We start from the raw sequence: 20,375 nt of genomic DNA on the forward strand, positions 1-20,375 counted from the left end.
CATACGAGATTGATCTTTAAGTGCCATATCTATATTCCAAAGCACTAAATCATCATATATATAACCATTTGCTATAAGGGGTAAAATTTCTTCACACAAAATCGTATTTCCGATCTTTCTAGCTATAAATGTTTCAAGACCGACAATCCTATTTGTTTTTATATTTAATATAGGTTGATATAGAAGCGAAAATTCATCATTTAAAAGACTTGATGATATTCTATCGGATAATGCATAGTGATCTCTAAAATACTTATCCGCATCAGGATCAAATATATAGTATTTATTTTTGCCTGATAATTTTGACTGATACATAGCCCAATCAGCCTGCTCTATAAGTGTATCTTGATCGATATCGATTTTTTGAGGATATAAGCTTGCACCAACACTGGCACTCACTCTTAGATGCTTATTGTTTATCACAATATCTCTACTTGCAGCCCTTAATATGTCCTCTAATATATCATTAATCTCATTTTTATAAGTTAAATCATTTACAATAGCTATAAATTCATCCCCGCCAATCCTTGCTAAAACATCATTTTCTTTTAAAACAATGCTAATATTTTTTGAAATTGCGATCAATAGCCTATCGCCAACAGAGTGTCCATGCAAATCGTTTATAGGTTTAAAATTATCTATGTCTATGTAAATAACAGCAATGGAAGTCTTTGTGCTTACAGTATTTATCATTGCATCATTTAGTTTTTTAGAGAATAAAAATCTATTCGGGAGTTTTGTTAGTGCATCATAGTAGGCTATTTGCTCTAAATTTTCTTCTTTTTCTTTAGCATGCGAGATATCTGAAAAAATAGCTATAAAGTTTTCTATGCTGCCGTCTTTGTCATAAACGGTGCTTATAGTCAAAAGCTCTAGGTATTTTTTACCATCTTTCTTTTTATTCCAGATATGACCCCTCCAATATCCTTCATTGATAACATTGCGCCACAAATTAGCAAAAAATTTGCTATCATGAGTACCAGAATTTAATAAATTCGAAGAGCTTCCTATAGCTTCTTCTTTAGAGTATCCCGTTATTTGAACAAAAGCATCGTTTACATCTATAAATTTGCCATCAGTTCCTACTATAGCCATAGCTTCTTGAGAATTTGAAAATAAATTTGAGACTATTTTTTTATATTTATCAGCATCATTTTTATACTTTAGACCGTCTATTTCATAATGGTTACCATTATGTAAAGTATTATTTAAAGAGTTATTGTTTAAATCCATTTTATCTATAATAGAACTGTCTACAAAATACCCTATGACCTCATCTATATTTTTATCGTCACTAGATATAAATTTTAAAAAAACATTACAAGTTACAACTTCTAAATTTTTCTTTGATATTCTAATAGATGATAAAAATTCATAATCTTTTTTTATTGCATTAGTACTAAATAATCTAAATTTGATATTAAATTCATTAAAGATTTTATCAAAGTCTGCAGGATGTATAATATTTTTAAAACTAAAATCATCAGCCAGCATCTCTTCTAGCCTATAGCCTAATATAATCTCGGTATTAATCGAGACGCTTAAAATATCTTGCATAAAGCCATTTTTCCAAGATATTTTAAATATCGGAGAGTAGATATTAGCCTCATTCTCTCTTTTAAAATTTCTCTTATTTATTTTTTCCCAAGTAATATCTTCAATTAGACAAAATCCTAGCTTATTATCATCCGCTTCTATATTTTTCTTTTTTATCAATACATCTTTTATATCGCCATTTGAGAGTATATGTCTAGCTTCGTAAGCTACTGTATTGTCACTACAGTCACAAGTCATAATATTTGCACCTTTTGCACTACCGGCATCAAGGTCTTGCAATCTTTTACTTAAAAATTCATCTCTGGAAAATCCATAAAATTCTAATGCCTTTGAACTAGCCTCTACAATATCACCTGTTTTTGCATCGATCAAAAGTATAACCAGAGGACCCTGTTCAAAAAGGTATCCAAATTTTTTCTCATATTCTAAAAAGCTATTTTTTTTGTTTTGAAAATTTTCATTAACATGGATAATCGAATCCACCATTTCGTTAAAATCAGTTATATAGCCAGTGCTTACATATTGACCGATATTTTCTTCTTTTTCAAGCTTTTTTATAAGCTTTTTTATAAACAATATAGGCTTTATAATACCATTTACGGCAAATTTGACATCCACAAAAACTAAAAATAGCCCTATTAAAAAAAATGCTAGACATATACCTAAAAATAGCCAGTTTGTATACAATATATTGCTAATAGGGCGATAAGTTACAACAGCTGTTCTGGCTTTAGGGATGTATTGAACCATATAAAGATCAAAGTTGTCTGCCCCCCAGTTAATTCTAATACTATTTTGGTCTGCATAATTCATGTCTACGCTATAAATATCAAATATGGCTTTTTGCTTTAGAACAAGCTCTATATCTTGGTGAAACAAAATTCTTCCATCTTTATTAATGATAAAAGAGTTCGCTCCTTCTGAATTTTGCATCTGCAATAGCTCATTATATATGTAATTTAGCTTTACTTCGGCAATTAAAATTTTGCTATTTCCAAGATCTTTTACAATAAATCTGGTTGGAATATCTCCATGATGAAAGTCGAATTTGGATCTATAAAATCCATCTACAAATTTATCCTTCCAAGGTTTTGATTTAAAAAAATGCAGATACTCTTTATTTACATCTCTATGAGAAAAGGTAGAAATTTCAATATCGCCATCAATTGTGGCAACATGCATAGCGTAATATTTCTTATGATTACTCATTGAGTAATCCAAAATAGCCTTTGTGTTAGTATCATCTGATGTTATATATCTGCTAATAAGTGCGAGTTCGTCGTTGACAGTTTTGACATTATTTAAGATAATATTTCTAAGCTCTTGATTGCTTAAATGCATATTTTCGCGAATTTCATTGAATTTAATATTTACAGCAAAAGCTATTATGCAAAATATCGCAATAATGGTGACCAAATTTACGAAATAAACTCTATTTAAAATATTATAAGACAAGCTTTTATTTTTATTGCTTGAAAAAATCATACTCTATAAAAACCTTCCAATTTTATCTAGATAGGCATTATTGTATCATCTTTTTTATTTTTATCTAATATAAGAAATAATAAAAAATTGATTAAGAATAAAATTCACATTTAATATGGCGAGAGGATGAGAGAATCGAACTCCCCGCAGAACGGTCAACCGCCCCACCATCGGATTTGAAGTCCGCGAGCGCCACCAGATCGCTTTATCCTCCACAAGGATCGTATTTTATCAAATTTTATATAAATTTTAGTTTGATTTTTATAGTATTTAATCAAAATTCCCTTGGACTGGCTATGAATATCGGGCTGACTATTAAAAGAATTATTATTTTATTACCTATGTTTTTACTAAGTGGATGCTTAGACATGATTACCCGTCCGATTTCTCCTATGACAGGAGTAAATATATATGACGCCTACTCCATATCTCAGGATGAAAGAGGAATCTACTCAATCGCAAGAGACAAATTTGTAAAAAGTAAAATTCAGAGCAAAATTCTATTAAGCTCAGGACTTAGTAATATCAGTATAGATGTAGAGAGTTTTTATGGAAATGTCTATCTAATAGGCGTTGTACCAGATATTAAACACAAAGAAAAACTTATAGAGTTAACCAAAAACACCGAAGGCGTAAAGAAAATTTACACTTATATAAGATTTCCAACCGACGAAAAAGAATGCGAAAGCAACCTAAACATAATGCTTGCGCTTAAAAATAACCTCTTTAGAGATAGTAAGATAAGCGGCACTAGCGTAAGAGTTAGCGTAGTGCAATGCAATGTCGTATTTACAGGCATAATAACCGATATCGAGCAAGAAAAACACGCCATCTGGTATGCTAAACATATCGAAGGCGTAAATGACGTTTATTCTTTTTTAAGAGTTATGAAGTAAATTTAGCCTAACTCAAAAGCTAAATTTACTTACTTAACAACACTTTTTGCATAAAACGTATGAATGAGCGCAGGTAAAAGCACCAATGCACCAAGTAGCATCATAACCATAACCAGATCAGTAAGAAGTCCAAAGTAGATAGTCGGGATAAAGTTACTCGTAACCATAACACTAAAGCCTAAAAAGATAGCAAAGGAAGTGTAATACATCGCGTAACCTATGCTTGCGTGCGAGGCTTTTATACTCTCCGCCACGCTCTTGCTTCGTCGCTCTTCGCGATATCTATGGATATAATGAATAATGTCATCCACGCCGATACCGATACTTATGGAAGCTATAGTAATACTCATTATATCAAGCGGAATCGCCGCTGCACCCATCACTCCAAAGACTACGCAAAGCGGGATGATATTTGTGACAATGCTGATAATCGCAAGTTTTACGCTCTTAAAAATGACGCAAAATATCACAAAAAGAGTTAAAACAACAAAACCGAAAGAATCAATCTGCGAGTAAATAAGGCTTTGAAGCATATTGTTATAAAGCACCATTGCGCCGCTTATCTCGACTTTCACGTTATCGTCTTTGGTTAAATTTACGATCTCGCTTTCAAGCGTTTTTAAAAACTCATCTCGTCTAAGCCTCTCGTCAGAGTCAATAGTCCTAAGCGAAAATCTCACTTGATTACCCGCGATGCTAACATAAGGGCTTAAAATGATATCTTTATAAATTTCAGGCATCTGCTCATACATCACGCTTAGCAAGAAATCATCAATCACGCCATCATTTAAAATTTCAATGATCTCTAAAAGCGTGCCAAGACTTGAAACCTTGCCCACAAATTCCTTGCTTTCAAGATGACTATGCACCTTTTTTACGATATTCATCTTATAGCTGTTAAACCAGTACTTAGCCTCGCTTTCATTAGCCTTAAACTCATCTTCAAATTCATCTTTGGGCTCGTTTTTAGCTTCGTCTTTACTTGCTTCGTTAAATGTTATAAGCACGTCCACAGGCACTGTTCCGCCGAGTTTAGTGTCGATTATCTGCATACCTTTGTTGATCTCGGTTGAGCTTTTAAAATACTCAATAAAGCTATTTTCAACGCGAAGTTTTGAAATTCCGTAAATTCCAAAAGCAAGCATAAGTCCGCTTACGACAAAAACGGCAAATTTGGATTTCAGAGCAAAATTTGCACAAATTTTAGTAAAGTTAAATTTACTCTCAAACGTCCTAACAGGAGCGAGCTTATCAAGAAGAGAGACTACGCTGCCAAATAATAAAAACGCAAGCACAAGCGAAATGGATATGCTAGTACTCATCATCACGCCAAGCATTATAACAGGCTTTATGTCAGAAAACGCAAGCGATAAAAAGCCGATAACGGTCGTAAATATCGCAAAGAAAGATGGCTTAAATTTATCTCTAAGGGTTAGATAAACGAGCTGGTGCTGATTTAAGCTTGGTTTTGTTATGAAAAATTCCCTATAGCTAACTATGAGGTGAATGACTACAGAAATCGTAATTATCAGCTGAAGAGCTATGAAATTTGACGAGATAACCGTTATCTCCCAGCCCAAAAAACCAAAAAGTCCCGTTGCAAATATAACGCTAACCGCACATATAAATATAGGTAGCACGATCCAGCGAATTTGCCTAAAAAAGAGCCAAAGGCTAAATATCAAAAGCAAGGCGACGCTTATACCGTAAGTATAAAGATCCGATTTTACGAAGCTTACCATGTCGCTTGCGATCATATTTACTCCGCCTAAAAACAGCGTCTCATCACCTCTAAATTTATCTATCACGCCTCTTATATGCTCTATACTAGCCTGCTCTTTTGCGCGCAAAGAGTCGCGATAGGATTTAAACTCAACATTTACGCTTTTTAAATTTTGCTTATCGCCTTTGCTTAAAGTACCGTTTAGTTCTTTATTTAAGAGCAAATTTCTAGCGTTTAAAAGCTCCGTGTATCTTTTATCGTCTTTTAAATTTAAGATGATCGCGGTTGTTTTTAGATCCTTGCTTACAAGCGCGTTTGTGTATAGCGGACTTCTTGCAAACTCGCTCATCACCGCAGTTTTGTTGATATCTTTATCTTCAAGAGTTGGCACTCGCTTGATGATATCGCTTAGCGAGCCGCCTGAGCTTTGAAGAAGCGGAACGTTTAGTATGGATACGACATTTGAAACTAGCTCGTTTTGCTCAAATTCTTTTGATAAATTTCTAATCTTTTCAAGCGTAACATCATCTAAAAGCCCGTTTTTTGGAGTGTATGCCACAACTAAATAATTAGGGCTTGCATATCTTTTGGCAACATCGCGAAAAAGGGCTAAATCTTTATCGTTTTCAAGCAGAAGCGTTTCAGTCGAGGCATCAACGGCAAGTTTTGTGGAAAAATATCCAAAAACAAGCGTTAAAAGCAGTACCGCAGCTATAACTCGCTTAGGATAAAAAACGATAAATTTAAAGATGGATTTCATTAAATTTATTTGCTATCCTCAGGCAAATTTACTGTCTCTAGTCTTTTTAGCAGGTCTTCAAAGCTTCCTTTTTCAAGCAGGCTTCCAAACTGACTTCTATAAGTCTGAACTATGCTAACGCCTAAGATATCAAGGTCATAAATTAGCCAGCCACGATCCTTTGCATCATAAAATTTATAGACAAAAGGATAGCTTTTGCCTTCGCCCACGACTTCGCCGTTTAGCCAGTATCTTTTTTCGTTTGGCTTTGTGAACTCTTTTAAATTTATCTGTTGATCGTTGTAGCTTAGAAGTTTATCTACATATGAGTTTTTAAGGCGAGTTTCAAAGGCTTTATCAAACTGCTCTTTTTGCGCATCGCTTAGTGCGTCATAGCGCTTTGATAGGCTGATTTTAGCCATCTGTTTGTAGTCAAAAAACGGATCAAAGATGGCAAAAATTTTATCCGCTTTTTCATCTTTATTTAAATTTTTGTCCTTTAGCACTTTTATCGCGTTTTGAGTCGCGCTTTCAACGCTTGGTTTTATCTCACTCTCGCTTATCGCAAATAGTGAAACACTCAAAAACATAGCACAAATAATTTTTAAAAATTTCATTTTATTCCTTTATCAAATAGTTGCGGCGCTGTTCGTAAGCATCGCGTAAAAATGGGTATAGATCAATAGCGTCTTTTTTAAGTCTATCGTATGCATCAACATCTAAAGAGATATTGTTTAGTTTTTGATAAATTTTGATCCCGTTTGAAGAGGCTTGAGGATCCACAAATGTTATAGGATTTACAAAATAATCCCCCCAAAATCCGAGCAGATCTCTTAAATTATAAGGTCCTACCAAAGGCAATACTATATGAAAGCCACTTCCAACACCCCAAAAACCTAAAGTTTGACCAAAATCCTCATCATGCCGCTGTAAATTATAATATTTAGCTCCGTCCGTTAGTCCACCAAAACCTATTATAGTATTGGCTACAAATCTTAAAGTCTCTTCTCCGGCTTCTTTAAATTTTAGTTGCAAAACATTATTTACAAACCTCACAGGAAACATTAAATTATCAAAAAAGTTATCAACAGCCTCTCTGGCCGGTTGCGGAATAATATAATTATATCCTTTGAGTGTCGGATTTAATAAATTTTCATATAAGAAATCATTGACATTGGTCATGGCCCTATTATATCCGGACAATGGATCAAAAACCTCTGTTTTGTCTTTGAATTCATCATCAAATTCGCTAATATCATTTGCAAATAGAATGATGAAACCAAGCAAAAAAGAAAAAATAAATTTCATCAAAACCTTTCAAAAAAATTAATAATATCAAAAAAATTATAACAAAAGCTTTGATTTTATAATTTTGTTGCTTTTAAATTTATAAAATTATAAATACACAAAAATAACGCTGAAAAAATTTTCAGTTTATTTTTATATATACTATTTTATACTTAAAAAATTATATTTTTATATCAAAGCAAATAATAGAGGAAATTTTAATGAAAGCTGATGTAAGTTTAGAGTTATTTTTAGATAGCGGAGTGCCTGTTTTAGCAAAACATATAAGCCTTCTTAAGGCTGTAGACGAAACAAAAAGCATAACAAAAGCGGCCGAGTTTGTAGGAATTTCATATAAAAATGCCTGGGATAGTCTTGACGCACTAAATAACCGTTCGGAAAAACCGCTTATAACAAGAGCGCAGGGCAATAAGAAAAATAGCGGAAGTGAGTTGACCGAGTATGGAAGAAAGATGATAAGCGTGTACGAAGCTATGCTTGCATCTCAAAAAGTATTTTTGGAAAAAGTATGTTCAAATATTGATATTTCAACTAACGAAATAGCAAATTTACAACGTATGAGCATGAATTTGAGTGCTAGAAATCAACTATCATGCGAGATAATTAAAATTAAAACAGGAGCCGTAAATTCAGACATAATAGCCAAACTATCAAATGGCGAAATTTTACATGCCGCCGTTACTGTAGAATCAGAAAAAAATTTAAATTTAAAAGTCGGCAAAAAAGTAATTTTTATATTTAAAGCCCCAAGCGTTATGCTTGCCAAGGACGAAAATCTAAATATAAGTGCGGCAAATCAACTAAAAGGCAAGGTGATAGAGGCTAAAATCGGCTCGGTAAGCGCTGAAATAGTCCTTGAGATAAACGATCATCAAACCATCACCGCAATCATAACAAAAGATAGCGCAATGGAGATGAAAATAGGCGTTGGCGACGAACTAACAGCCTTAATTAAATCAAGTCAAATCATAATAGGAGTGTAAATATGAAAAAAACTTTCTTTTCGTTAGTTTTAGCGGCAATCGCGACTTTTAATCTAAACGCTGGCGAGATCAACGTCTTTGCCGCAGCAAACGTAACTTATGCGTTTGATGAGCTAAAGGCTGAATTTGCCAAGACAAATCCGGACACAAAAGTAACCGTAACGCTTGGCGGAAGCGGCGCTTTGACAACTCAGATCAAAAACGGCGCACCTGCTGACGTATTTATGGCGGCAAATATGAAATTTGTTGAAAATCTCGATGAAGCCGGCTTTTCTGCGACTCGTCCGATAGTTTATGCTCAGGGTGCGCTTGCACTATTTAGTATCCGCGACATAGATTTTACAAAAGGCATCAAAGCGGTTGAGGGATTAAAAGCCGTTGCTATCGCACTTCCCGAGTCAGCTCCTTACGGCAAGGCAAGTATTGAAGCGCTTAAAAAAGATGGAATTTTTGATAAGGTTGAAAAAAACATCATCTACACAAAATCGATTTCAGAAGCCTTAAGCTCGGCTCTTAGCGCAGCGGATGCCGGATTTATCGCAGCTAGCGCAATGTATGATCCAAAAATGGCAAAGTATAAAGAGGGTAAAAATTTCATCCTAGTTAATCCTGATCTTTACACTCCGATCGATCAAGGCGTAATCCTTCTAAAACGCGGCGAAAACAACCCTGAAGCCAAGGCGTTTTATGATTTTATCCTAAGCGAAAAAGCAAAAGAGATCTTTAGAAAATTCGGATACAACATATAATGATAAATACCCAAGTTTCAAATATCATCAGCAGCGAGGACGTAAATCTCTTTGAATTTACTTCAGGCGAGATGAAATTTTATATGCTTGGGCTTGAAAATTTAGATGAGTTTAAAATAGGCGACAGCGTAAAACTCGCCTTTAAAAGCTCAGATGTCATCATCGCAACAACTCCTTTGAAAAACTGCTCGCTTACAAACGAGATAAAAGCGACAATCTCAAATTTAACCAAAGGCAATATCACAAGCGTTTTGCATTTAAAGTCTTTAAATTTCGAATTTGAAAGCATAATAACGACAAAATCTTGCGAGAGGTTAAATCTTAAACAAAATGACGAAATTTACGCTTACGTAAAAGCCACTTCACTTTATATCAGCGATAAAAACCGTGATTGAATTTAGATGCAAAAAGACCTTAAGCGGCTCTAGCGGACAATTTTGCCTTGACGTTGATCTAGATATCAAAAAAGGCGAATTCGTAGCACTTTACGGCAAAAGCGGAAGCGGTAAAACTACACTTTTGCGCTTGCTTGCAGGCTTTGAAACCCCTGATAGCGGAGTGATAAAAGTTAAGGACAAATTATTTTTCAATGCGGGCAAATCATTGCCGCCTCAAAAGAGAAATATAGGATTTTTGTTTCAAGATTACGCTCTTTTTGAAAATATGAACGTGCTTAAAAATTTGCTTTTTGCAAACAATGATCTAAAACTCGCAAACCACTTGCTTGATCTGGTTGAGCTAACATCGCTTAAAAACGCTCAAATTTCAAAGCTCTCAGGAGGTCAAAAGCAGCGTGTGGCGCTTGCAAGGGCGCTTATGCGAAAGCCTGAAATCATGCTGCTTGACGAACCGCTTTCTGCGCTTGATATATCTATGCGCGAGAAGTTGCAAGACTATCTGCTTAAAATTCACCGCGAATTTGATATGACGACCATCTTGGTAAGCCACGATATAGCTGAAATTTATAAACTTACTTCAAAGGTATTTGTCCTAAGCGAAGGCGTGATAGAGCGCTGCGGAAGTGCGGGGGAGATATTTTTAAAGCACTCAAATTCCCAAAAGCTTAGCTTTCATGCCAAAATTTTAGAAATTCAAAAGCGCGACTGTATCTATGTGGCGATCACTCTTGTCGGACAGCAGCTTTGCGAAGTAGTCTTAAGCCATCAGGAAGCGGCCAATCTAAAAGCGGGCGACGAGGCTACGCTTAGCGCAAAAGCATTTGCGGCGACTCTTAGAAAAAGCAAAAGCGATGTTTGATATATCAAGTATTGATTTTACACCGTTTTATCTATCGTTAAAACTTGCTTTTGTCACGACGATTATCCTGTTTTTTGCAACACTACCGCTTGCCTACTGGCTAAGTAGATCAAATTTCAAAGCCAAACCGATAATCGAATCCATAGTGGCTCTTCCGCTTGTTTTGCCACCATCGGTGCTTGGATTTTATATGCTTGTATTTCTTTCGCCATACAATTTCTTTGGCAAATTTATGGAAGAAAATTTCGATATACGCTTGGTTTTTAACTTCTCAGGGCTTGTCATGGCAAGCTGTATCTACTCGCTTCCGTTTATGTTTCAGCCGTTGCAAGCCGGGTTTTCAAGCCTGCCAAAGAGCCTTTTTGAGGCGAGTTATTCACTGGGTAAAGGCAAATTGGCTACGCTTTTTATGGTTGCATTGCCAAATATCAAGCCTTCGCTTTTAACTGCGCTTATCGTTAGCTTTGCCCATACTTTGGGCGAATTTGGTGTGGTGCTGATGATAGGAGGAAGTGTTGGTGACAAGACAAAGGTCGCAAGTATCGCCATTTACGAAGCGGTCGAGCTGATGGATTATCAAAAAGCGCATGTTTACTCCGCACTCATGCTCATAATCAGCTTTGCTGTGCTGTTTTTGGTCTATTTCTTTAACGCTAAACAGAAAAAAGCCTAAATTTTAAGCTCAAATTTTACTAATTGCAGCTTTACCAGCGCGGCTTTAGCGCAAATTTATGCTATCATAAAATCAAATTTAGTTAAGGATAAAGCATGATCGTAAAAGATATAAACGGAAACGAAATTGATTTTTTAGAACTGATTAAAAATAAAAACTGCGTTTTAATCGTCTATCCCAAAATGGGCGAGAGTGGGAAATTTCTGCCTGAAGAACTAAAACAAACTAAAGGCTTAACGGGTTGTACGAATCAGTGCAAAGCTTACCAAGCAAATCTTAGCGAAGTAGCTAAATTCGGCTTTGAGGTTATCACAGTTGGGGCCTTAAGTATAGAAAAAACAAAAGAGTTTAAAGAGACCTTAAGAGTAAATTTTAGCTTTTTTAGTGATCAGGGTTTCGAGCTTGAAAAGGCGCTAAATTTAGAAACCTTTAGCACGGGTGACGGCAAGAAATTTTATCATCGTCAAACTCTCATCGTAAAAGACGGCAAAATTTTAAAAAGATTTAATAAAATAAGTGAACCAGAAAATGATGTAAAAAATGTCATAGAAGTAATAAAAAGTCAAATATAGGCAAAATTTAAATGTTAAAGATTTCAAAACTAAATTTTTTATATAATCCAAATAAAATTTAGGCAGGTTATGAATCTTTTTTCTATCGAATTTGCAGTCTCTTTTTTTATTTTTTGGCTGCTTTATTATTTTTTTAATTCAAATATAAAAGCTCAAAAATGGCTAATACTTAGCTTTTCATATCTGTTTTTAGGACTGCTTGGGCTTAAATTTCTAATCATAAACATAGTTTTTAGCCTGATTGTATATTTCTTTGCAAAAAAAATCCACGATACAAATTCATCTTTTGATCTATTTTTAGGCATTGCTTTTGTGGTTTTAACCCTTGCATTTTTTAAATATAACGGCTTTTTCGAACTAAAGTTTGGAGTAATAAAATTTGAAAACATAGCTCTGCCTCTTGGAGTATCGTTTTACTCTTTTATGAGCATAATCTTGCTTGTAGATAGTTATAATCAAGAGATAGATGAGCCGAATTTGCTTGATACTCTTTTGTTTTTGAGCTTCTTTGCAGTTATTATTTCAGGTCCGATTTTAAAACCAAAGCCATTTTTTGAAAGGCTAAACACCAAAAAAGAATTTGGCAAAGAGAATAAGATATTTGCCCTTCTCACACTGGCAATTATCAAAAAACTTCTAATCGCAAACCATCTATTTGATATTATAAATCCAGCCTTTCAAGCACCTCATTCGCTTGAAACATCAGAGCTCATAGCCACTCTATTTGGCTACTCAATCATGCTTTATTGCGATTTTAGTGGATATGTGGACTTTGTTTTGGCTCTAGGGCTTATGTGCGGATTTAATCTTCCGCCAAATTTCAATCGTCCTTTCGCTGCATTAAATTTAAAAGAATTTTGGCAAAACTGGCATATGACTTTGATGAATTTTTTCAAAAACTATATCTATATCCCCCTTGGAGGTAGTCGCGGAGGTACTTTGGCTACTCAAATAAATGTTCTAATAGTATTTTTTATTTCAGGCATCTGGCATGGAGCTGGGATAAATTTCATTATCTGGGGATTAATGCATGGATTTGGTGTTATATTTTTAAATCTCACAAAGGAAATTGATCTGCTTAAATTTGACTTTTTAAAGCGATTTTTTACATTTATCTTTGTTAGTTTTATCTGGATATTTTTTGTAACAGATTTTGCAGGAATGTTAAGGTTTTTAAAGGCTATGAGAGCAAATTTAGAGGGAGATTATTTAAATATTATAGCTGTTTTTGCGATGGCTTTTCTATTTACTTTTATATACGCAAATATAAATTTTAGATCTATTATTTTTAATTTTTTTAGCAAAATAAATCTATTTTTTAGTATGATATTTTTAACTGTATTCGGATTAATCGTATATTTTTTAATGCCTAGCGGTATGCCAAATTTCATATATCAAGGATTTTGATGAGAGCTTTTGCGGTAATATTTGGAGCGCTTCTTATAGTATTTTTAATCCTGCTAAACCCTTTCTCTATATATTTTGAAGCAAAATATCAAAAAGATTTTATTTTGAGTGATACAAAACTTGACGAATTTAGTATCCTTGCTATAAATTTTATAAACAAAGAGCTTGAGCGTCTAAATTTTTTAAAAGACAAACCATCTTCTTTACCTCAAACAACAGAACCTGATTTGGATACAAATTTAACCCAAAAAAAACCTATAATAACCCAAAAAACAGATCAGAATTTAACTCAAACATCTAAAGACACAAACCAAACAAAGATAGCGAAAAAAACTGAGATAGTACCACAAAAAAACATAACTCAGCCTAAAAAGGTAAGCTTGGAATCAAATTCGACAGTTATTTTGGTCGGTGATTCCATTATGAAGGGTTTTGGATGGGGTTTTGAAAATCTCTTAAAAAACAAACAGGTTAAAGTAAAAAACTTAGGCAAATCAAGCACAGGACTGCTTAACAAGAAATTTTATGATTGGCAAAGTGAGCTAGATAAAATTCTAGAAGAAAATAGCGATAAAAACGCCATTTTGATGGCAGCTTTTGGGGCAAATGACACTTATAGCTCTACTTTTGGCAATAAAGTAGCAAAATTTGGCACAGATGATTGGAAAAATGGATACAAAAATAGAGTAGAAGAGATATATCAAGTAGCCAAAAAACACGATATAGATATGGTTTGGATCGGGCTACCTTGTATGGAAAATAAAAAATATAGCGATAAAATGCGAGATTTAAATAAAATTTTTAAAAGCATAGCAGACGAAAAGAGTGTGCAATTCATATCTTTAACAGATGCACTTTGCAAAAACGGGAAATTTATAAAAGCAGATGATAACAAAAAGGCACTCAGAGAAGACGATGGTGTGCACTTAAGCATGCATGGTTCAATCCAAGCGGCAAAATTTGTAATAATTGAGATTTTAAAATGATATCAAGGAGGATGATATGACAGAAGAATATTTTAAAAAGTGGGCTTTAGGATTTAGTGGATGTGATGGTGGAGATATAGGCTCTCCGCAAAGTCCAAGTATTTGGCTATGTGGCATAGAGTGGGGAATGGGTTTTAACGAAGATGAGTTAGAAAATATTTTTAAAAACAATGACGAAAGTATACCTAAAGGCCATGAAAACAACGAGGAAAATTTAGCCTGTCAATTTAATCAAAAAGCTCTCAAACTTTTAGCGTCTTTAAACGGATATGCCGACATTTTAAAGTTTAACAAGGAAGTAAAACCGTTTGTTATCAATTCAAAAGGTTATTTTAAGCTAAATTTATATCCTTTGGCTTTTAAAAATACCGACTTTGCTCTCTGGAATAAGCAACTTAGCATCGCTACAGGCTTTAAAACCAAGAACGAGTATATACAATGGATACAAGAAAACCGCTTTAAAGAGATGAGAAAAAGGGTAAAAATTTACAAACCAAAATTAATAATATGTGTAGGAATAAGCTATAAAGATGACTTTATAAAAGCGTTTGGCGATGATAATGTAGATATCAAACAAAGCGAAGCCGGAGGAAAGAAATTTTACTACTTTAAAAACAAAGATGGGGTTTTGGTTGTAATAACGTATTTTCTTGGCAACAGATTTGGCCTAAGCAGTGATTTAATGCTTAAGGAAACAGGCAAAGAGATAGCCAGACTACTAAAGTTTACTTTATAATAGATTCAGGGTTAATAGCCCCTGAATTTACTCTATCCACTTTACGACATCACTCATATCACGGCGATATTTTGGAGGTTGTTCATTTAGTCTATAGCCAAACGGCACGATGATAGCTACGCGGTGCTTAAGCGGGTCAATGCCTAAAATTTTACCTACCTCTTCGCGCTCAAAGCCCTCCATAGGGCAACTATCCACCCCAATACTTGCCGCCGCATTCATCATATTTAAAGCCGCAAAAAGACACTGTTCGTGCGCCCACTGAAAGATAATCTCATCATTATCTTGAAGCTTTTGCGCTAATTTGGTTTTATAAAACTCCTCTTTAGCTGCGCGCTCTTCAGGCGATTTAAAAGGAAATCTATCTATCATCTTATCTATATACTCGCTACCGCTTTTTAGCTCAGAGATCTTTGCAAGGACAACTACAAGATGAGAACAAGTAGTAATTTGAGCTTGCCCCCAAGATTTTTCTTTTATCTTCTCGCGCATAACAGGGTTTTGGACAACTATAAAATCCCATTGCTCAAGCCCAAGAGAGCTAGGACTTAATCTTCCAGCCTCTAAAATAAACTGGAAATCAGAACTTTTTATCTTCTTTTTTTCGTCAAAAATCTTGCAAGCATGACGAAAATTTATAATTTCCAAATAGTTTTTAGAATCCAAATGCTCCATAAAATCTCCTTTATTTTATGGCTCTTATTTTATCAATTCTATCCTTTAAAAAGCTTGACTAAAGCAGGCATAATCAAATTTCTATCTATAAAATTTATTAAAGCGTCGGCAATTCTGCCTTTATTTATAAATTTTAACTCTTGAGAGATTTCAAAACCAGGATTATTTAAAAGCAGCCTAAGCTTTGCCTCTTCAAGCCTTAAAGCTCTCTTATTCCCACCTCTTCCCTCAAGCATAGCTACGACTACGCCAAGCTTTTCTCTTGTCATCTTGCTTTCCATGAAGCTACCTTATATATGATAAATGCGGCTATAAAAGCGACAAAAGAGGTCGATAAATACGCTGCAACCTCACCTATCATAGAAACTAAAAGTATATTTAACCCGACAAGGAAAAATATAAATCCTATGATGGCTAATACAGTCGCCGTAACGGTAAGCAAAAAGCCGCTGGCACTCTTAAAAAAAGAGTGCCTGATATCATCAGCCTGAGCCTCGACAAGCTCTACAACAGAGACTATAAACTCAGATATATTTGCCATTATTTTTTGAGCAACCAAGCTAGCACGAAGCCAACTCCGGCAGCTATGGCAACGCTTTTTATAGGATCTTCTTTGATAGTGTCATTTACGCTATCGATGCTATCTTTGCCTTTTGCTTTTAGCTCGTCGATGTATTTTTTGATCTCTTCAACATCTATCTGGTCTAAAATTTTATCCTTGCCTTCCTCAACTTTGGAAACTCCGATATCTTTAATTGATTTTACAATATCTTTCAAATCTGATTTCAGCGCATCGATATCGTTTTTTAAATCCTCTAGGTTAATCTCTTTTGTAGCCATTTCTGCTCCTTATAAAATAAATTAGGCCCTGTTTTCATAAAAAATCCACTTTACTATATATTTTATAACAGGTATTAAATATAGATGAAATTTAAACAAATGGCTAAATAATGACTGTGTCAGATTAGAAAGATTAATTTTCTATCCATAAAGCACTATACACTATTATCAAAACCTCATCAATATTTCAATATTTATCAATTTTTAGATTTATCCTAAATTAAATTTATCTTATTTGTGTTATTTTTAGTAACACAACCTACTATAGAACTCATCTCATATCCGGCATCTTTTAAGCGTTTAAGAGCTAAATTTGCTTGCTTTTCATCAACTGCAAGCAAAAGTCCGCCTGAAGTTTGAGCGTCGTAAAGCAACATATCAGCCTCCTTGCCGCTTACAAATTTACTAGCAAATTCACGATTTTTATAACTTCCTGCAGGCAAGAGTCCCATCGCTGCAACCTCTTTGGCACTTGATAAAATCGGGACTTTATCGACAAGAATTTCAAAGCTTATATCAGATCTTAGCATCTCGCTCAAATGCCCTAAAAATCCAAATCCCGTTACATCGGTCGCCGCATGAACGCAAATTTCGCTCATCGCCTCTACCGCATAAAAATTTAGCTGAGCCATATAGCTAGCAGCCTCTTTGATTTGGTCCAAATTTAGCATATCGGCTTTTATGGCAGTGCTTAAAGCCCCCATTCCAAGCGGCTTTGTAAGGATCAGTACATCGCCCTCGCAAGCCGTATTATTCGCCCAAAATTTATTCGGTCTAACGCTTCCTGTTACGCTAAGTCCGTAATACATCTCTTTAGTCTCTATCGTATGCCCGCCCACAAGAGCGCCGCCGCACTCAAGCACTTTACTTAACCCGCCTTGCAGAATTTCGCTTAAAATTTCAGGCTCAAGGTTGCAACTATCAAAACCAACGATATTTAGTGCGTTTATTACTTTTGCACCCATTGCAAATATATCGCTTAACGAATTTGCCGCGGCAATCTGCCCATAAAGATACGGATCATCGACAACAGGAGTTATAAAGTCAAGTGTCTGCACAAGCGCAAGCTCGTCGTTTATCTTAAATACGCTCGCGTCTTCATTCGTATCCACGCGCGTAAGCAAATTCTGGTGCGCCAGATCAAGTCCGCCAATGCTTTTGTGTAGACCCGACGGGTCAAGTTTGGCAGCTCAACCCGCAGCAGCTACAAATTTAGTAAGTCTTTTATCGTTATACATCATAGTTTTATCACATCGTATTTGGCAAGCAAACTCACGACCTCATAGGCGTTTGTCATCTCGCCGATACTTAATTTATCAACCAGCTTATAAGCCTCTAAGCAGCTTCCGCAGCTTAAAATTTTCACACCTGCTTTTTCAAGCTCTTTTAGCGGCGCAAAACTCACATGTCCGCGATCGGTTGTCATTTTAACCGCATTGTTTACGCAAATCACCGCATAAGGCCTGGTTTCAAGCTGAAGAAGCGCACCGATAAATTTTGACATAAGTCCAACGCCTACAGGTCCGCTACCTACGTACTCTTCGCTGATATAGACAACTTTGCCCACCTTGCCAGGCACATTACAAACAAACTCATCAAAATTTTCGGTTTTTATACTAGCTCCGCTTTTAACGGCTTTTATAGTAGTTTCATTGCCGTTTTCAAAGATGCTAAATTTGATATTTTGGCTAGTTAAAAAACGGCCAATGTTCTCTTTTGGAGCTACGGCATTTACTAAAATTTCTAAAATTTCGCCCTCTTTTAGCTCATTTAAGGCGTTTTTAGTGTTTATAACCGGCTGAGGGCACTCTAAATTTCTACAATCTATTTGCATGTTTTTCCTTTTTCTTGTCTCTTCAAACGGACTAAGCCCGATAAACCTTGAAGCTTAGAAGTGATTATATCATTTTAAATTTTAAAGATTTAAAAGCGAAGTTGAATTTTAAAAGAAGTGAAATTTAAAAATTACGGCGCCTAAATCTGCTAAGCGCCTTTTGTGGTTGTTATTTGTTGATGAAGTTTTTCTCAAGCCATTCGATAGCTTTTGCTTCGCTTTCGAATTTTCCGCTCTTTGCAACTTGATTTTGTCCTTCGTAGAAGCGGATCCTGATACCGTCTTGCACGCTATCAACTTTTACTCTTGTGATCTTATCTTTGTTAAGATAGACTCTGTCATTTAGTTTGATATACATTTTTCTCCCTTGTATAAATTTGGTTGTTATTTCTCTTGTTTTTTGATAAACAGCTCTTTAAAGCGCTTGTTTGCGTACTCTTCGATATCGGCTTGAAGCTGCTTATATGCGTTAATGAGCTCATAAGCGCGTTCATTTAGCGTGGTTCCTGCATTATCTCCTCCGCCTTGCTTTGTATTTACAAGATCTTCTTTCATATTTTTTTGTAAAATTTGCAAGTGATTCCAGCACTTTTTATAGTTCATTCCTAAAATTTCAGCCGCTTTAGAGATAGAGCCAACCTGAGCGATCACCTCAAGCACTTCGGTTTTGCCTTTGCCAAATATTAGCTCGCCTTCATTATTTTCTATCCATGTTTTAGTTTTTACTACCATTGTCTTGCCTTTTTTTTCTTTAAAACAGCCGAGTTTGCAGTATTTTACGTCGATCTTATAATCTTTTAAAGTTGAGCGAATTTTCTTTAATCCAACTCCTTTAGCCGCGTCTCTACCATCAGCGCAAAATATCCTTCTTTTCTCATCCAAAAACGGCTCAAGCTTAGCTAAAACCTCTACACTCCCGCTTTCACAATCAAGCTTTCCAAACTGCCCAAGCTCGCAGTTATCTATCTTAACACCGATATCTGAAGCTATCTTGCCAACCTCTTCAATAGGCGTGTTTGTCTTAGCTGAAATTTTAAAAGCCGAACCGCAATCAAGCCTGCCATTTGAATTAAGCAGATCATTTATCAAATTTTCGACCTCTTTGCTCATCCTATAATCCTCTCAAGACCGCTATAAACGTTCATATTTTCGCCCCTTGCAAATCCGCAAAGAGTAAGGTTAAATTTACGCGCTATCAGCACTCCAAGGCTAGTCGGAGCCGTTCGTGAAATAAGTGCCGGCACACCGTGCATAACAGCCTTTGCCACCATTTCAGAGCTTAATCTTCCGCTAACCATCAAAAACGTCTTGCCAAGATCAACTCCTGCTAAACAGGCCTTGCCTACGGCTTTATCGATAGTGTTGTGCTGAGCGATATCCTCTCCGATAAAGAAAGTATTTTCATCCACATAAAGCTTTGCCGTATGCACACAGCCCGTCATCTCATAAAGCTCGCACTGCGTGTAAAACTGCCCCATCTGCTTTAAAATTTCATCTTTTTTAAATTTGACATCGGCTTTTACGACTCTTGCCGCCATCGCCTCCGGATCGATGTTGGCGGTTTGTCCTCTACCGCATCCGCTTATGATGATAGCTTCTTCATCAAAGCGTTCCATACTCTTTTCATTTACTTTTGCGGCTATTTTGACCATAAGTCCGTCATCCTCAAGCCTAACTTCGCTTATATCTTTTGGACTAGCTATTATATTCTCGCTTATAAGATAACCTGCGGCAAGTGCTTCTTGATCCACAGGTGTCGCCATCATAGCACCGAAGCGTTTGTCGTTGATCTGAATTTCAAGCTTGATCTCACGAACCAAAATATCATCTTTTAAAATTTGCTCATCACCTTTAAATTTGGTGATTTGCGTGGTATAAATCGGTTGCATCGACTTCCTTTAAATTTTAATAAAACATAGTTATTCTATTAAAATTTACATTTGAATTGTATTAGA

Annotated in this window: 23 protein-coding genes and 1 tRNA gene; 10 read left to right on the plus strand and 14 right to left on the minus strand. The window is 35.4% G+C overall.

Annotated elements, in window-relative coordinates:
* Together CDOM16190_RS07265 and CDOM16190_RS07270 are read right to left on the minus strand one after the other, a co-directional pair.
* A partial coding sequence (locus tag CDOM16190_RS07265) for a diguanylate cyclase domain-containing protein (protein WP_170019690.1) occupies positions 1–3,042 on the minus strand: 3,042 nt, incomplete at its 3' end.
* A 116-nt stretch (positions 3,043–3,158) separates the two neighbouring features.
* Positions 3,159–3,256 (minus strand) — tRNA-Sec (locus CDOM16190_RS07270).
* Between the two features lie 82 nt (positions 3,257–3,338).
* Between CDOM16190_RS07270 and CDOM16190_RS07275 the strand changes: the two genes are divergently transcribed.
* Positions 3,339–3,938, plus strand: coding sequence for a BON domain-containing protein (locus tag CDOM16190_RS07275; RefSeq protein WP_170019692.1), 600 nt, complete (start codon positions 3,339–3,341; stop codon positions 3,936–3,938).
* A 29-nt stretch (positions 3,939–3,967) separates the two neighbouring features.
* Here CDOM16190_RS07275 and CDOM16190_RS07280 read toward each other — a convergent pair whose 3' ends face one another.
* From CDOM16190_RS07280 to CDOM16190_RS07290, 3 genes are read right to left on the minus strand one after another with little or no spacing between them, the layout of a single operon-like run.
* Positions 3,968–6,421, minus strand: a complete 2,454-nt coding sequence (locus CDOM16190_RS07280) for an efflux RND transporter permease subunit (protein WP_170019694.1) — start codon at positions 6,419–6,421, stop codon at positions 3,968–3,970.
* Between the two features lie 5 nt (positions 6,422–6,426).
* The gene (locus tag CDOM16190_RS07285; protein WP_170019696.1) at positions 6,427–7,017 is read right to left on the minus strand and encodes an MlaC/ttg2D family ABC transporter substrate-binding protein; all 591 of its coding nucleotides are present in this window, start codon (positions 7,015–7,017) and stop codon (positions 6,427–6,429) included.
* 1 nt (position 7,018) lies between these two features.
* A complete protein-coding gene (locus CDOM16190_RS07290; RefSeq protein WP_170019698.1) occupies positions 7,019–7,708 on the minus strand; it encodes an MlaA family lipoprotein in 690 nt (229 codons plus the stop codon).
* Between the two features lie 200 nt (positions 7,709–7,908).
* On the opposite strand from CDOM16190_RS07290, the gene CDOM16190_RS07295 reads away from it, so the two are divergent.
* From CDOM16190_RS07295 to CDOM16190_RS07335, 9 genes are all read left to right on the plus strand, one after another.
* Positions 7,909–8,691, plus strand: coding sequence for a TOBE domain-containing protein (locus CDOM16190_RS07295; RefSeq protein WP_170019700.1), 783 nt, complete (start codon positions 7,909–7,911; stop codon positions 8,689–8,691).
* A 2-nt stretch (positions 8,692–8,693) separates the two neighbouring features.
* Positions 8,694–9,440, plus strand: coding sequence for a molybdate ABC transporter substrate-binding protein (modA, locus tag CDOM16190_RS07300; protein ID WP_170019702.1), 747 nt, complete (start codon positions 8,694–8,696; stop codon positions 9,438–9,440).
* Complete coding sequence (locus CDOM16190_RS07305) at positions 9,440–9,835, plus strand: TOBE domain-containing protein (protein ID WP_170019704.1); 396 nt, start codon at positions 9,440–9,442, stop codon at positions 9,833–9,835. The genes modA and CDOM16190_RS07305 overlap by 1 nt, the downstream gene beginning before the upstream one ends.
* Positions 9,828–10,697, plus strand: coding sequence for an ABC transporter ATP-binding protein (locus CDOM16190_RS07310; protein WP_170019706.1), 870 nt, complete (start codon positions 9,828–9,830; stop codon positions 10,695–10,697). Before CDOM16190_RS07305 ends, CDOM16190_RS07310 begins: the two co-directional genes overlap by 8 nt.
* On the plus strand, positions 10,690–11,370 hold the full coding sequence (modB, locus tag CDOM16190_RS07315) for a molybdate ABC transporter permease subunit (RefSeq protein ID WP_170019708.1): 681 nt from the start codon (positions 10,690–10,692) through the stop codon (positions 11,368–11,370). Before CDOM16190_RS07310 ends, modB begins: the two co-directional genes overlap by 8 nt.
* 95 nt (positions 11,371–11,465) lie before the next feature.
* Positions 11,466–11,942, plus strand: coding sequence for a redoxin family protein (locus tag CDOM16190_RS07320; RefSeq protein ID WP_170019710.1), 477 nt, complete (start codon positions 11,466–11,468; stop codon positions 11,940–11,942).
* Positions 11,943–12,011: 69 nt separating this feature from the next.
* Positions 12,012–13,349, plus strand: a complete 1,338-nt coding sequence (locus CDOM16190_RS07325; protein WP_170019712.1) for an MBOAT family O-acyltransferase — start codon at positions 12,012–12,014, stop codon at positions 13,347–13,349.
* Entirely contained in the window at positions 13,349–14,335 is a 987-nt protein-coding gene (locus tag CDOM16190_RS07330; RefSeq protein WP_170019714.1) for a DUF459 domain-containing protein, read from the plus strand. The genes CDOM16190_RS07325 and CDOM16190_RS07330 overlap by 1 nt, the downstream gene beginning before the upstream one ends.
* Before the next feature lie 16 nt (positions 14,336–14,351).
* On the plus strand, positions 14,352–15,071 hold the full coding sequence (locus CDOM16190_RS07335) for a hypothetical protein (protein ID WP_170019716.1): 720 nt from the start codon (positions 14,352–14,354) through the stop codon (positions 15,069–15,071).
* A 27-nt stretch (positions 15,072–15,098) separates the two neighbouring features.
* Here CDOM16190_RS07335 and CDOM16190_RS07340 read toward each other — a convergent pair whose 3' ends face one another.
* From CDOM16190_RS07340 to fdhD, 9 genes are all read right to left on the minus strand, one after another.
* Positions 15,099–15,746 carry an NAD(P)H-dependent oxidoreductase gene (locus CDOM16190_RS07340; protein ID WP_170019718.1) on the minus strand — a complete coding sequence of 216 codons (648 nt, stop codon included), beginning with the start codon at positions 15,744–15,746 and terminating at the stop codon, positions 15,099–15,101.
* A 38-nt stretch (positions 15,747–15,784) separates the two neighbouring features.
* Positions 15,785–16,027: a hypothetical protein gene (locus tag CDOM16190_RS07345; RefSeq protein WP_170019719.1), complete on the minus strand. Its 243-nt coding sequence runs from the start codon at positions 16,025–16,027 to the stop codon at positions 15,785–15,787.
* The gene (locus CDOM16190_RS07350) at positions 16,012–16,287 is read right to left on the minus strand and encodes a hypothetical protein (RefSeq protein WP_170019721.1); all 276 of its coding nucleotides are present in this window, start codon (positions 16,285–16,287) and stop codon (positions 16,012–16,014) included. Before CDOM16190_RS07350 ends, CDOM16190_RS07345 begins: the two co-directional genes overlap by 16 nt.
* Positions 16,287–16,586, minus strand: coding sequence for an ElaB/YgaM/YqjD family protein (locus tag CDOM16190_RS07355; RefSeq protein ID WP_170019723.1), 300 nt, complete (start codon positions 16,584–16,586; stop codon positions 16,287–16,289). Before CDOM16190_RS07355 ends, CDOM16190_RS07350 begins: the two co-directional genes overlap by 1 nt.
* A gap of 215 nt (positions 16,587–16,801) precedes the next feature.
* On the minus strand, positions 16,802–17,824 hold the full coding sequence (gene selD / locus CDOM16190_RS07360; RefSeq protein ID WP_170019725.1) for a selenide, water dikinase SelD: 1,023 nt from the start codon (positions 17,822–17,824) through the stop codon (positions 16,802–16,804).
* Positions 17,824–18,420 (minus strand): sulfurtransferase-like selenium metabolism protein YedF, encoded by a 597-nt coding sequence (gene yedF, locus CDOM16190_RS07365; RefSeq protein WP_170019727.1) that lies wholly within the window; start codon positions 18,418–18,420, stop codon positions 17,824–17,826. Before yedF ends, selD begins: the two co-directional genes overlap by 1 nt.
* Before the next feature lie 169 nt (positions 18,421–18,589).
* A complete protein-coding gene (locus CDOM16190_RS07370; RefSeq protein WP_169941203.1) occupies positions 18,590–18,778 on the minus strand; it encodes a sodium-dependent tyrosine transporter in 189 nt (62 codons plus the stop codon).
* A 26-nt stretch (positions 18,779–18,804) separates the two neighbouring features.
* A complete protein-coding gene (locus tag CDOM16190_RS07375) occupies positions 18,805–19,530 on the minus strand; it encodes a winged helix-turn-helix domain-containing protein (protein WP_170000845.1) in 726 nt (241 codons plus the stop codon).
* Positions 19,527–20,309 carry a formate dehydrogenase accessory sulfurtransferase FdhD gene (fdhD, locus tag CDOM16190_RS07380; protein WP_170019729.1) on the minus strand — a complete coding sequence of 261 codons (783 nt, stop codon included), beginning with the start codon at positions 20,307–20,309 and terminating at the stop codon, positions 19,527–19,529. The genes CDOM16190_RS07375 and fdhD overlap by 4 nt, the downstream gene beginning before the upstream one ends.
* Between the last annotated feature and the right edge of the window lie 66 nt (positions 20,310–20,375).

Origin of the sequence: Campylobacter sp. RM16190 (assembly GCF_012978835.1) — a bacterium.
Taxonomy (GTDB): Bacteria; Campylobacterota; Campylobacteria; order Campylobacterales; family Campylobacteraceae; genus Campylobacter_A.